At 73.8% G+C, this 12,006-nt stretch carries 12 protein-coding genes; 6 read left to right on the top strand and 6 right to left on the bottom strand.

Going from position 1 to position 12,006, the window contains the following annotated elements; translation table 11 throughout:
* Window positions 1–59: 59 nt before the first annotated feature.
* Entirely contained in the window at window positions 60–1,424 is a 1,365-nt protein-coding gene (locus tag IE252_RS22540) for a dipeptidase (RefSeq protein ID WP_190091257.1), read from the bottom strand.
* Window positions 1,425–1,588: 164 nt separating this feature from the next.
* On the opposite strand from IE252_RS22540, the gene IE252_RS22535 reads away from it, so the two are divergent.
* A complete protein-coding gene (locus IE252_RS22535) occupies window positions 1,589–2,821 on the top strand; it encodes a geranylgeranyl reductase family protein (protein ID WP_190091256.1) in 1,233 nt (410 codons plus the stop codon).
* Between the two features lie 53 nt (window positions 2,822–2,874).
* Here the strand turns inward: IE252_RS22535 and IE252_RS22530 are convergent, their stop codons facing one another.
* Window positions 2,875–3,327 carry a nitroreductase family deazaflavin-dependent oxidoreductase gene (locus tag IE252_RS22530; protein ID WP_190091255.1) on the bottom strand — a complete coding sequence of 151 codons (453 nt, stop codon included), beginning with the start codon at window positions 3,325–3,327 and terminating at the stop codon, window positions 2,875–2,877.
* Between the two features lie 178 nt (window positions 3,328–3,505).
* Here IE252_RS22530 and IE252_RS22525 point away from each other — a divergent pair, with 178 nt between their 5' ends.
* The 3 genes from IE252_RS22525 to IE252_RS22515 all read left to right on the top strand — a co-directional run bounded on the left by IE252_RS22525 (window position 3,506) and on the right by IE252_RS22515 (window position 6,215).
* Entirely contained in the window at window positions 3,506–4,207 is a 702-nt protein-coding gene (locus tag IE252_RS22525; RefSeq protein ID WP_190091254.1) for a TetR/AcrR family transcriptional regulator, read from the top strand.
* 173 nt (window positions 4,208–4,380) lie between these two features.
* Entirely contained in the window at window positions 4,381–5,553 is a 1,173-nt protein-coding gene (locus IE252_RS22520; protein ID WP_229848728.1) for a sensor histidine kinase, read from the top strand.
* Complete coding sequence (locus tag IE252_RS22515) at window positions 5,550–6,215, top strand: response regulator transcription factor (RefSeq protein ID WP_190091253.1); 666 nt, start codon at window positions 5,550–5,552, stop codon at window positions 6,213–6,215. Before IE252_RS22520 ends, IE252_RS22515 begins: the two co-directional genes overlap by 4 nt.
* On the opposite strand, the gene IE252_RS22510 is transcribed toward IE252_RS22515, so the two are convergent.
* Window positions 6,176–6,463 carry a DUF6332 family protein gene (locus tag IE252_RS22510; protein WP_190091252.1) on the bottom strand — a complete coding sequence of 96 codons (288 nt, stop codon included), beginning with the start codon at window positions 6,461–6,463 and terminating at the stop codon, window positions 6,176–6,178. The genes IE252_RS22515 and IE252_RS22510 overlap by 40 nt on opposite strands.
* A gap of 73 nt (window positions 6,464–6,536) precedes the next feature.
* Window positions 6,537–8,021, bottom strand: a complete 1,485-nt coding sequence (locus tag IE252_RS22505; RefSeq protein ID WP_190091251.1) for an MFS transporter — start codon at window positions 8,019–8,021, stop codon at window positions 6,537–6,539.
* 87 nt (window positions 8,022–8,108) lie between these two features.
* Between IE252_RS22505 and IE252_RS22500 the strand changes: the two genes are divergently transcribed.
* On the top strand, window positions 8,109–8,510 hold the full coding sequence (locus IE252_RS22500; protein ID WP_190091250.1) for a MarR family winged helix-turn-helix transcriptional regulator: 402 nt from the start codon (window positions 8,109–8,111) through the stop codon (window positions 8,508–8,510).
* Window positions 8,511–8,534: 24 nt separating this feature from the next.
* On the opposite strand, the gene IE252_RS22495 is transcribed toward IE252_RS22500, so the two are convergent.
* Both IE252_RS22495 and IE252_RS22490 read right to left on the bottom strand, forming a co-directional pair.
* On the bottom strand, window positions 8,535–9,278 hold the full coding sequence (locus IE252_RS22495; protein ID WP_190091249.1) for a maleylpyruvate isomerase family mycothiol-dependent enzyme: 744 nt from the start codon (window positions 9,276–9,278) through the stop codon (window positions 8,535–8,537).
* Window positions 9,279–9,411: 133 nt separating this feature from the next.
* Window positions 9,412–10,623 (bottom strand): MFS transporter, encoded by a 1,212-nt coding sequence (locus tag IE252_RS22490; protein ID WP_190091248.1) that lies wholly within the window; start codon window positions 10,621–10,623, stop codon window positions 9,412–9,414.
* Window positions 10,624–10,773: 150 nt separating this feature from the next.
* Here IE252_RS22490 and IE252_RS22485 point away from each other — a divergent pair, with 150 nt between their 5' ends.
* Window positions 10,774–11,988: an ROK family protein gene (locus IE252_RS22485; protein WP_190091247.1), complete on the top strand. Its 1,215-nt coding sequence runs from the start codon at window positions 10,774–10,776 to the stop codon at window positions 11,986–11,988.
* Window positions 11,989–12,006 lie beyond the last annotated feature (18 nt).

Raw genomic sequence — 12,006 nt, 5'->3', positions numbered from 1 at the left:
GCGATTCCGCCCAGAGCGTGAGGTGGTCCGTCACGCCCCCGGGAGGGCGTGACGTTTCGTCACGCCTGCTTGGAGGCCGCGTAGTTGACCAGGAAGTGCGCCTCCGCGACCGAGAGCCGCTCCAGCTCCTGCGGCGACACGCTCTCGTTCACCGCGTGGATCTGCGCCTCCGGCTCGCTCAGCCCGATCAGCAGGATCTCGGCCTGCGGGTAGAGCGCGGCCAGGGTGTTGCACAGCGGGATGGAGCCGCCCATGCCGGAGGACTGCATCTCCTCGCCCGGGTACGCGATCCGCATCGCCTCGGCCATCGAGGTGTACGCGGGGCTGGTGATGTCCGCGCGGAACGGCTGGCCCTGGCCGACCTGCTCGAAGGAGACCCGCGCGTTCCACGGGGTGTGCTTCTCGATGTGGGCGAACAGCAGCTTGGTCGCCTCGGCCGCGTCCTGGCCCGGCGGCACCCGCAGGCTGATCTGCGCCCGCGCGCTCGCCGGGATGGACGGGGTCGCGCCCGCCACCGGGTGGCAGTCGATCCCGATCACGGTGACGGCCGGACGCGCCCAGATGCGGTCGGCCACGGTGCCCGCGCCGGGCAGCCCCACCCCGTCCAGGACCCTGGCGTCCTTGCGGAACTCGCCCTCCGGGTACTGCAGCCCGTCCCACGAGGCGTCGGCGGGCAGCCCCTCGACGACCGTCTGCCCGCTCTCGTCCCGCAGCGAGTCCAGTACGCGGATCAGCGCGGCCAGCGCGTCGGGCGCCGCGCCGCCGAACTGGCCCGAGTGCAGGTTGCCTTCGAGCGTGTCGATCCGCACCCGGATCATCGTCATGCCGCGCAGGGTCGCGGTGACCGTCGGCAGACCGACCCGGAAGTTGCCCGTGTCCCCGATGACGATCGCGTCGGCCGTCAGCAGCTCGGGGTGCGCCTCGGCGTACCGCTCGAGACCGCCGGTGCCCTGCTCCTCGGAGCCCTCGACGATCACCTTCACGGAGACCGGGACGCCGCCGTTCGCCTTCAGGGCGCGCAGCGCGAGCAGGTGCATGATGAAGCCGCCCTTGCAGTCGGCGGCCCCGCGTCCGTACCAGCGGCCGTCGCGCTCGGTCAGCTCGAACGGCGGGCTCAGCCACGCGGACTCGTCCAGCATCGGCTGGACGTCGTAGTGCGCGTACAGCAGCACGGTGGGCGCGTCCGCCGGGCCGGGCAGGTAGCCGTAGACCGACTGGGAGCCGTCGGGGGTGTCGAGCAGGGCCACGTCCTGGAAACCCTCGTCGCGCAGCGCCCCGGCCACCCACGCCGCGGCCGCCTCGCACTCGCTCCTGGGCGCCACCGCCTCGTCCGCCACCGACTGGAACGCCACCAGTTCCGTGAGCTCCGCCTGTGCGCGGGGCATCAGTGAGGCGACGGTCTCGGCGATCGGATTCGCGGTCATGGGCACGCTCCTCGTGGGTGCGACGTTGATGTACGTGTACGCAAGTGCACGTGAATGTATGACGAAGGTAGGGCCGATCCTCCCACAGGGTGGCCGGGCCCTACCGCGCCGTAGGATGCCGTCGTCAGCTTGACCACGGGTCGGATCAGGAGCAGAAGCACATCGTGAGCAGCGAGAACGCAGATGCCGGGACGCAGCACGACGAGCCGGGGGCCTCGCCCGTGTGGGATGTCGTCGTGGTCGGTGCCGGACCGGCGGGGGCCTCGGCGGCCTACGCGGCGGCGGTCGCGGGCCGGCGGGTGCTCCTCCTGGAGAAGGCCGAGCTGCCCCGCTACAAGACGTGCGGCGGCGGCATCATCGGACCGTCGCGGGACGCCCTGCCGCCCGGGTTCGAACTGCCTCTGAAGGAGCGGGTGCACGCGGTCACCTTCTCCCTCAACGGCAAACTGACCCGCACCCGCCGCTCCCGGCAGATGCTGTTCGGCCTGATCAATCGGGCGGAGTTCGACGCCGGTCTGGTCGAGGCGGCCCAGAAGGCGGGCGCCGAGCTGCGCACCGGAGTGACCGTCCAGCGCGTCGAGCAGCACGGCTCGGCGGTGCCCGACCGGCGTACGGTGGCGGTCGTCCTGGCCGGCGGCGAGACCGTCCTGGCGCGCGCGGTGGTCGGCGCCGACGGCAGCGCGAGCCGCATAGGAGCCCATGTCGGCGTCAAGCTCGACCAGGTGGACCTCGGCCTGGAGGCGGAGATCCCGGTGCCCGCGACGGTCGCCGAGGACTGGGCGGGCCGGGTGCTCATCGACTGGGGGCCGATGCCCGGGAGTTACGGCTGGGTCTTCCCCAAGGGCGACACTCTCACGGTCGGGGTGATCTCGGCGCGCGGCGAGGGTGCCGGGACCAAGCGGTACCTGGAGGACTTCATCGCCCGGCTCGGCCTGGCCGGCTTCGAGCCCGCGATCTCGTCGGGGCATCTGACCCGGTGCCGCAGCGACGACTCGCCGCTGTCCCGCGGCCGGGTCCTGGTGTGCGGGGACGCGGCGGGGCTGCTGGAGCCGTGGACCCGGGAGGGCATCTCGTTCGCGCTGCGCTCGGGGCGGCTCGCGGGCGAGTGGGCGGTGCGGATCGCGGAGTCCCAGGACGCCGTGGACGCCCGCCGCCAGGCGCTGAACTACGCGTTCGCCATCAAGGCGGGCCTCGGTGTCGAGATGGGCGTGGGCCGCCGGATGCTGACGCTGTTCGAGAAGCGCCCGACGATGCTGCACGCCGCGATCACCGGCTTCCGCCCGGCCTGGAAGGCCTTCGCGGACATCACCCGCGGCTCGACGACCCTGGCGGGCATGGTGCGTACGCACCCGATGGCGCGGCGCGTCCTGGACGCGGTGGACCGTCGTAGCTCCTAGCGGAGAGCACCTGACGGGAGGTCCGGACGCGGGCCCGGGAGGCCGGGCCCGCGTCAGGCGTCGACGGTGATGCGGAAGACCGGGTGGTCGGGCGCGGCGGCGAGCAGCTCGTCGTCGCTCGACTTCGCGGTGACGCCCTTGAAGTACTGGTTGACCTCCCACCCCCAGCGCTCCAGGTAGGTGCGCAGGACGGCGGTCTTCTCGCTGTCCGGGACCTCCGCGACCGTGAAGGCGCGGACCTTGCGGCCGACCCACAGCTCGCCGCCGCCCGCCGCCCGCATGTTGCGCACCCACTGCGAGTGCCCGCGGGCCGAGATGAGGTACTGCGCGCCCTCGTACGTGTGCGGGTTGACCGGCACGCGCTGCATCTTGCCGCTCTTGCGGCCGCGCACCGAGAGCTCGGCGGTGCCGGCCAGGCTGAGGCCGTGGCGGGCCAGCCAGCCGATGACGCTGTTCATCTTGACGGTGAAGCGGCTGCCCTGGAGGTAGTACGGCTGCGACGACATCGGGACTCCCCTGTGGATGCTGACTTCGACTTCGAGAGCACTGCTCTCGCTTAAGAGCAGTGTGCACGGAACCGGTGCTCCAAAGCAAGAGCAGTGCTCTCGAATTTATTCGGAGCTCACTGGCCGGATCAGTGCTCTCATTCCGGGGCGCCGCTCTCGATAGTGGCAGAATGGCCCCATGAGCACCGTTCAGGGCGCCCGAGCCCGCGCGCGTACCGAGATCACCGCGGCCATCAAGGACGAGGCGAGGAAGCAGCTCGCCGCCGAAGGTGCCGCGAAACTGTCGCTGCGCGCCGTCGCCCGCGAGCTCGGCATGGTCTCCTCCGCCCTCTACCGCTACTTCCCGAGCCGCGACGACCTGCTCACCGCGCTGATCGTGGACGCCTACGACGCCGTCGGCGAGGCCGCCGAGCGCGCACTCGCCCAGGCCGCCCCCGCCGACGCGCCCGCCGAGCGCTGGGTCGCCGTCTGCGCGGCCGTACGGACCTGGGCGCTGGCCCACCCGCACGAGTACGCGCTGATCTACGGCTCGCCCGTGCCCGGCTACACCGCGCCCGAAGCCACCGTCGGCCCCGCCTCGCGCGTCGGGCTCGTGCTCATCGGGATCGTCCGCGACGCGCACCAGGCCCGGGGGATCGCCGTCCCCCGGCTCGCCCCTCAGCTGCGGGGGGAGGCCGAGCGGATGGCCGCCGAGTTCGCGCCCGGGCTGCCGCCCGCGGTCGGGCCCGCGCTGGTCGCCGCGTGGGCGCAGCTCTTCGGGCTGATCTCGTTCGAGCTGTTCGGCCAGTTCCACCGCGTCGTCGAGGAGCGGGACGCCTTCTTCGCGCACGCGGCCGCGGGGCTGGCCGCGTCGGTGGGTCTGGTACTCCCCGGGGAGTAGGCGTGATCACCACGCCGGGCTGACGCCCGGGCGCCGTGCCCGGGGCTAGCGTGGCCGGTATGGAAGAGCAGCACTCGGCGCGCCCCGCCCGCGGCGACGGTCCCCCCTGGGCACGGCAGGGGCCGCCGCCGTTCCCGCCCTAGGCGCGGACGTGGGTCCAGGGCGGGAACGGCGTGGGCCCCCGGGTTCGCTCGCGGTTGCCGTGGGCGTCCACCCTGGTGCTGACCGCGGTCGTGGTGGGCGGCTCCACGTTCGCCGGGCACAACCAGACCGAGCGCGCGTCCCTCGACGTCTTCGCCCGGCTGCTGCTCGTCGCGAGCTGCGCGGTGCTGCTGCTGCGCCGCCGCCACCCGGTGCTCGCCGTGTTCGGCTCGGCGGGCGCGGCCATGGTCTACCTCGGCGCCGGATACCCGTACGGGCCGATCTTCCTCGCGGTGGCCGTCGGCTGCTTCGCCGCGATCGTCGCCGGACACCGCCGGGCCGCCTGGTCGGCGGTCGGGATGCTCTGGCTCGGCCATGTGCTCATCGCCCACTGGCTCTACCGCTGGCTGCCCCCGAGCGGCGACCGGGCCGCGCCCTGGGGGCAGGAACTGGCCGTCGCCGCCTGGGTGCTGGCCATCGTGGCGATCGCCGAGCTCACCCGCGTACGCCGGGAGCAGTGGGCCAGGGCGGGGGCCGAGCGGGCCGCCGCCGCGCGGCGGCGCGCCGACGAGGAGCGGCTGCGGATCGCGCGCGAGCTGCACGACGTACTGGCGCACAGCATCTCGGTCATCAACGTCCAGGCGGGCGTGGGCCTCGCGCTGCTCGACTCCGACCCGGAGCAGGCGCGTACCGCGCTGAGCACCATCAAGTCCGCCAGCAAGGAGGCGCTGGGCGAGGTGCGCCAGGTGCTCGACACCCTGCGCGCCCCGGGCGACGCGCCCCGCTCGCCCGCGCCGGGCCTGGACCGGCTGCCCGAGCTCGTCGAACAGGCCGCGGCGGCCGGGCTCACCGTCGAGACGGCGACGACCGGCTCGCCCCGGGCGCTGCCGCCCGGGGCCGATCTCGCCGCCTTCCGCATCGTCCAGGAGGCGCTCACCAACGTGGTGCGCCACTCCGGCTCCCGTACCGCGCGCGTGCTGCTCGCCTACGCGCCGGACGTGCTCGAACTGCGCGTGGACGACGACGGACCGGCCGGTCCCGGGGACGCGGGCGGCAGTGGGAACGGCCTGATCGGCATGCGGGAGCGGGCCGCCGCGCTCGGTGGCACCATCGAGGCGGGCCCGCGCCCCGACGGCGGCTTCCGGGTGGTCGCCCGGCTCCCGCTCACCCGCACCGCACCCGCCGCACCGAGGGAGACCCCGTGATCCGCGTACTGCTCGCCGACGACCAGCTGCTCGTCCGGGCCGGTTTCCGGGCGCTGCTCGACGCCCAGCCGGACATCGAGGTGACGGGCGAGGCCGCCGACGGCGAGGAGGCGGTGCGCCTGGTGCGCGAACTGCGGCCGGACGTCGTCCTGATGGACATCCGCATGCCGCACCTCGACGGGCTCGCCGCCACCCGCCGGATCACCGGCGACGGCGAGCTGGACGGCGTGAAGGTGGTGATGCTGACCACCTTCGAGCTGGACGAGTACGTCTTCGAGGCGATCCGCGCCGGGGCCTCCGGGTTCCTGGTCAAGGACACCGAGCCGGACGAACTGCTGCGGGCGGTACGGGCCGTGGTGGACGGGGACGCGCTGCTCTCGCCCGGGGTGACCCGGCGGCTGATCGCCGAGTTCGCCGCCCGCTCCAAGGAGCCGGCCACGGCGGAGAGTCTGGGCGAGCTGACCGAGCGGGAGCGGGAGGTGATGGCCCTGGTCGGGATCGGGCTCTCCAACGAGGAGATCGCGCGCCGCCTGGTTGTCAGCCCGCTCACCGCCAAGACCCACGTCAGCCGCACCATGGTCAAGCTCGGGGCCCGCGACCGGGCCCAACTGGTGGTGCTGGCCTATGAGTCGGGGCTGGTGCGGCCCGGCTGGCTCGGCTGACGGCGGCCTTCGTCGCCCGCGTACGAGAAGCGCCACAGGACGTGCACGGTCCGGCTGACGAAGGCGAGCACGGCGGCGGCCGACCCGGCCAGGAGCAGCAGGCCCCGGGCGGGATGGCGCAGTTCGAAGAGGAAGACGGGCCCGGCGACCGCGCCGAAGGCGAGCAGGGCTGCCAGCGACGCGGTCACCACGGCGTACATGATCTCGACGGTGAGGGCGTCGCGTTCGCCCTGGCTTCGGTTGCCCATGGGAGCAGTCTCCGTGCAGATGCGGCCGACGGGCAAGGAGCACCCGTCGGCCGCACCCTCCCCCGTGGCGGCGTCAGTCGCGGACGGCGACCTTCGCGGGCTCCGGTGCGGCCGCTTCCTGGGCCGACCCCGCGACGACCAGCGTCTGCCGGTCGGCCTTGGTGCGCAGCCCGGTCAGGGTGATGAGGAGACCGGCGAGCGCGATGCCCGTCACCACGATCAGACCCGGCCGGAAACTGTCGAGCAGGTCCTGCGGGGAGTCGCCCCGGTCGCCCGCGGTGATCACGGCCGTCACCACGGCCAGGAAGATCGCGCCGCCCACCTGGATCGAGGTGTTGAGCAGACCCGAGACCATGCCCTGCTCGCTGTCGTCCACGCCGGTGGTGGCCTGGATGTTGAGCGAGGGGAAGACCAGCGCGCAGGCCGCGCCGAGCAGCAGCATCGACGGCAGGATGACCGCGGCGTACTGCGGGGTGAGGCTGATGCGCAGGAACAGGGCGTACGCGAGGACCAGGGCCGCGAAGCCGGCGGCGAGGATGCGCGGGGTGCCGAAGCGGTCGACGACCGGGCCGATCATCGCGGAGGACAGGGCGACGAGCACACCGGCGGGCAGGAACGCCAGGGCGGTCTGGAGCGCGGTCCAGTCGAGCACCGACTGCATGTACTGCGTGACCATGAACTGGAAGCCGACGTACGAGCCGAAGAAGGCGGCGGCGCCCAGCTGGGTGCGGACCTGGACGCCGGAGCGCAGCACGCCGAGCCGGATCAGCGGGCTCGCGGTGCGCTGCTCGATCCGGACGAACACGGTGAGCAGGACCGCGACGGCGAGGAAGGACAGCAGCGTACGGGCGGAGGCCCAGCCGACCTCGGGCGCCTGGACGACGGTGTAGACGAGGAGCAGCATCGAGCCGGTGCCGGTGATGGCGCCGGGCACGTCGTAGTGGCGCTTGCCCTCGGGGCGGTCGCTGTGCGGGATGAGCTTGAGGCCCGCGACCAGGGCGATCAGGGCGACCGGCGCCGGGAGCAGCATGGTCCAGCGCCAGCTGAGCTCGGTGAGCAGACCGGACAGGACCAGGCCCATGGAGAAGCCGGTGGCGGCGCAGGTGGTGTAGATGGAGAGCGCCCGGTTGCGCTGCGGACCCTCCTTGAAGGTCGTGGTGATGATCGAGAGGCCGGCGGGCGCGGTGAACGCGGCGCTCAGGCCCTTGATGAAGCGGCTGGCGATCAGCAGCGGCCCGGAGTCGACGAGTCCGCCGAGCAGCGAGGCCAGCGCGAAGACGCCGAGCGCGATGAGGAACACCTGGCGGCGGCCCATCAGGTCGGCCGCGCGGCCGCCGAGGAGCAGCAGGCCGCCGTAGCCCAGGATGTAGCCGCTGACGATCCACTGGAGCGTCGAGGTGGTGAGGTTCAGATCGCTCGCGATCGAGGGCAGGGCGACGCCGACCATGGAGACGTCGAGGGCGTCGAGGAACATCGCGGCGCAGAGCACCAGCAGGGTGCCCCACAGCCGGGGGCTCCAACGCTCTTGGCTGGACGGGACGTTGAGCGGAGAGGTCATGCGGAGCAGACTACATGCACATGCATCGAGTGCAAGTGCATTTAATTACGGTGCAACAAAGAGCGACTTCTCTGCTAACGTGCGGACATGGCGGCCAAGAAGTCCGAGCGCATGCTCGTGGACGAGTGGCGCGGCATCCTCGCGGTGCACGCGCGCACGACGTGCGAGCTCGATCGCGAGCTGCACCAGTACGGCATCGGAGCGAGCGACTTCGAGGTGCTCGACGTGCTCGTGGAGGGCCGTGCGGAGGACGGCGGCGCGGCGTACCGCGTCCAGGAGCTCGCCTCGCGGGTCCATCTGAGCCAGAGCGCCCTCTCCCGTCTGATCGGCAGGCTGGAGAAGGAGGACCTGGTCCACCGCGGGATGTGCAGCGAGGACCGGCGGGGCGTCCGGGTCGTGATCACGGACAAGGGCCGGGCGCTCCACACCCAGGTGCGACCGCTGCAACGCGCGGTGCTCTCCCGGATGCTGGCGGACCGGCCCTCGTAACGTCTGGTTCGTGCTCCTGGGCGGCTACCCCCAGGTGATGGCCGAGTTCGCCCGCCACAGCTCGGCGAGCGACGCGTCGCCCGCAAGGGCAACGGACGAGAGCGGCCGTCGGTTCCACAGCGTCAGATACAGCTCGTGCGCGGTGCCGCTCAGCTCGCAGTCCGCGGGCCCGTCGTCGTCCCGGACCGTGCGCGGCACCCCGTCCGACAGGTGCACGGTCCACACCGCGTCGGTGTCCGTCGCCCGTACGCGAAGGGTGCGCGGCGTCCGTGTCCGCACCCGGCTCTTCTCCCGGGCGTGGAAGCCGCGGAGCAGCTCGTCGATGCCGTCGGCGGCGAACTCCGGCTCCGGCGCGGTGAGGTCGCCGCCCCGGGCCGACTCGGCGTCCACCCGGTGGACCGCCGTCTCGTGCGCCTGGCGGCGGGCCCAGAACGCCGGCGGGGATGCCGCGGGCAGGAAGTGCCAGCACTCCAGGTCCTTCGGCGTGCCGGTCAGCGCGTCGACGAGCGCGCGGTGGCCCTCGCGGAACCAGTCGAGCAGCTCGTCGCCGTCGAGATCGGGCTCCTCGCCGCTGGGGTGGAAGGCGGTGTGGCCCTCGGTGAGGTAGGCGGTCGCCCAGCGGTGCACCGTCCCGGTGTGCCGCAGCAGATCCCGCACCTGCCAGCCGGGGCAGGTCGGCACGGCGGCGTCGGGGCCCGCCGCGTCGGCGGCCCCGGCCAGCAACCGGCCCTCGCGGTCGAGGGCGTTGATGAGTTCAGCGGTGTCCATGTCGGGATTCTGCCAGCGGGGCGGGCGGGGTGGTGATCCTGTCCATGGACGCGCATTCACGCGCGCGTGGGCACCCCGGCATTCGCCCTGCGAGCAGGCGATGTGTGCTCACGCCCCCGACCTCTCCCGCCCCTTACACCCCCGCCGTCGCCCGCCGCGACCCGTACGCGATCACGGCCGCCGCCGCCGACAGCGCGGCCACCGTCGTCAGGGCGACGGGCAGCGAGGACCACTGGGCCAGGAAGCCGATCGCGGGCGGGCCGAGGAGCATGCCGCCGTAGCCGAGGGTCGACGCGGCGGCGACCCCGCCGGGTCCGGCCAGCGCGCCCGCGCGGGCCACCGCGACCGGGAAGATGTTGGCGAGGCCCAGGCCCATCACCGCGAAACCGGCGAGCGCGAGCCACACCGTCGGCGCGAGCGCGCCGAGCAGCATCCCGGCCGTGGCCGTCGTGCCGCCCGCGACCAGCGCGCGGGTCTGGCCCAGGCGTTCGAGCAGGAAGGTGCCACTGAGCCGACCCGCCGTCATGGCCAGGGCGAACAGGGAGTAGCCGATGGCCGCGACGCCGGGCGCCGCGTCGAGGTCCTGCTCCAGGTGGAGCGCGCCCCAGTCGGCCATGGCCCCTTCCCCGTACGCCGTGCACAGCGCGATCACGCCGAACAGCAGCACCAGGCGCCGGGCCCGGCCGTCCGGGCGCCGCCCCTGGGCGTGCGGGGTCGCCGTGTGCGCAGGGGCGGGGTGGCGGAGCAGGACCGGACCCGCGAAGGCGGTCACCAGCAGGCCGAACCCGGTCAGCGCGAGCAGGTGCGCGGTGGGGGAGAGGCCGCCCGCCACCAGCGCGCCGACGCCCGCGCCGAGCATGCCGCCGAGGCTGAACGCGGCGTGGAAGCTGGGCATCACCGGGCGCCGCAGGGCCGCGACCAGATCGACGGCCGCGCTGTTCATGGCCACGTTGATGCCGCCGTACGCGGCGCCGAAGACCAGTAGGACCGCTCCCAGCGCGAGCGCCGAACGCGTCTGCGCCGGCAGGGCGATGGCCAGCGCCATCAGGGCGCCGCAGGCCACGGTCACGGGGTGGCTGCCGAAGCGCCGGCAGAGCCGGCCGGTGAGCACCATCGTCACCACGGCGCCCGCCGAGACGCCGAGCAGGGCGAGGCCGAGGTCACCGGCCGAGGCGCCGGTCTGCTGCTTGATGGCCGGGATGCGGACCACCCAGCCGGCGAAGAGGAATCCGTCGAGGGCGAAGAACACGGTCAGAGCGGTGCGGAGGCGGAGCAGGGAGGGCGCGGTGGTGTGCGCGCCGGGTCCCGCCGGCAGGGCCGTCCGTACTTTGTTTAGTAGCGGCACAAACTCAGGATAGGGGGCGGCGGCCCTCGCCGACAAGCCGTCGAGGCCACGGTCGCAGGAGCGCGCGGCGACCGGTGGGTGAGCGGCGAGTGAACGCCGGCCGCCGGCGGAGGGAATGCCTCCGTCCTGGATCATGGGAGACTCGCCCCCATGAACGGCAAGGCGACGCACACCAAGACGAGGCTGGACAGGGGCCGTGGGGCACTCGGCCCCGCGCTCGAACTGGTCCACACGGGCCGCGCGCCCACCCGCGCCGTCCTCACCGCCGAGCTGGGCGTCACCCGGGCCACGGCCGGAGCGGTCGCCGCCGAACTCGAAGCGCTCGGCCTCATCCAGGTCGACTCCCGCCCCGGCGCCGCCGCCGGTTCCCAGGGCCGCCCCTCGCACCGCCTCGCGGTCAACGACTCGGGCCCGGTCGCCCTCGCCGCCCAGGTGCACGCCGACGGATTCCGCGCCGCACTGGTGGGCCTCGGCGGCCGTACGGTCGCGACCGCGCCCGGCTGCGTCACCGTCTCCGCCGACCCGGCCCAGGTCCTCGGCGAGGTTGTCGACGCGGGCGCCGAACTGCTGCGCGGCAGCGGCCTGCGCTGCGTCGGCGCGGGCCTGGCCGTGCCCTCGGCCGTCGCCGAGCCGGACGGCACCGCGCTGAACCCGCTGCACCTGGCCTGGCCCGCGGGCGCCCCGGTGCGCGAGATCTTCGCCGAGCGGGTACGGGCCGCGGGCATCGAGGGTCCCGCCTTCACCGGCAACGACGTCAACCTCGCGGCCCTCGCCGAGCACCGCCACGGCGCCGGGCGCGGCGCGCAGCACCTGCTCTGCGTGGCCACCGGCCACCGGGGCGTCGGCGGCGCGCTCGTCCTCGACGGCCGTCTGCACACCGGGAGTTCGGGCCTCGCCCTGGAGGTCGGCCACCTCACCGTCAGCCCCGAGGGCCGCCCCTGCTACTGCGGCGGCCGGGGCTGCCTCGACGTGGAGACCGACCCGCTCGCCTTCCTGACGGCGGCGGGCCGCGACCCGGGCCCCGAGGTCTCGCTCCTGGAGCAGTCCCGCGAACTGCTGCGCACGGAGTACGAGGACGTGGCCGTGAGCGGGGCCGCCGAGGAGCTCATCGACCGCCTGGGGCTGGGCCTCGCCGGGCTCGTCAACATCCTCAACCCCGACCGGATCATCCTCGGCGGACTGCACAAGGCCCTGCTGGAGGCGGACCCCGACCGGCTGCGGGCCGTCGTCGCCGACCGCAGCCTGTGGGGGCGCAGCGGCGGCGTGCCGATCCTCGCCTGCTCGCTCGACCACAACAGCCTGGTCGGCGCGGCCGAGTTGGCGTGGCAGCCGGTGCTCGACGACCCGCTGGCGGCGCTGGGCTGACGGCGGCCACGCCCGGGG

The sequence above is a fragment of the Streptomyces melanogenes genome, assembly GCF_014649795.1.
GTDB classification, from domain to species: Bacteria; Actinomycetota; Actinomycetes; order Streptomycetales; family Streptomycetaceae; genus Streptomyces; species Streptomyces noboritoensis.
The sequence above is the reverse complement of the archived record's forward strand: the minus strand, read 5'-3'. Positions and strand labels throughout refer to the sequence as shown.

Excerpts from the sequence above, each read along its gene's own strand:
- IE252_RS22505 (WP_190091251.1), bottom strand. The coding sequence starts at position 8,021 with ATGACCTCTCCGCTCAACGTCCCGTCCAGCCAAGAGCGTTGGAGCCCC.
- IE252_RS22525 (WP_190091254.1), top strand. The coding sequence starts at position 3,506 with ATGAGCACCGTTCAGGGCGCCCGAGCCCGCGCGCGTACCGAGATCACC.
- IE252_RS22530 (WP_190091255.1), bottom strand. The coding sequence starts at position 3,327 with ATGTCGTCGCAGCCGTACTACCTCCAGGGCAGCCGCTTCACCGTCAAG.
- IE252_RS22510 (WP_190091252.1), bottom strand. The coding sequence starts at position 6,463 with ATGGGCAACCGAAGCCAGGGCGAACGCGACGCCCTCACCGTCGAGATC.
- IE252_RS22540 (WP_190091257.1), bottom strand. The coding sequence starts at position 1,424 with ATGACCGCGAATCCGATCGCCGAGACCGTCGCCTCACTGATGCCCCGC.
- IE252_RS22495 (WP_190091249.1), bottom strand. The coding sequence starts at position 9,278 with ATGGACACCGCTGAACTCATCAACGCCCTCGACCGCGAGGGCCGGTTG.
- IE252_RS22485 (WP_190091247.1), top strand. The coding sequence starts at position 10,774 with ATGAACGGCAAGGCGACGCACACCAAGACGAGGCTGGACAGGGGCCGT.
- IE252_RS22500 (WP_190091250.1), top strand. The coding sequence starts at position 8,109 with ATGGCGGCCAAGAAGTCCGAGCGCATGCTCGTGGACGAGTGGCGCGGC.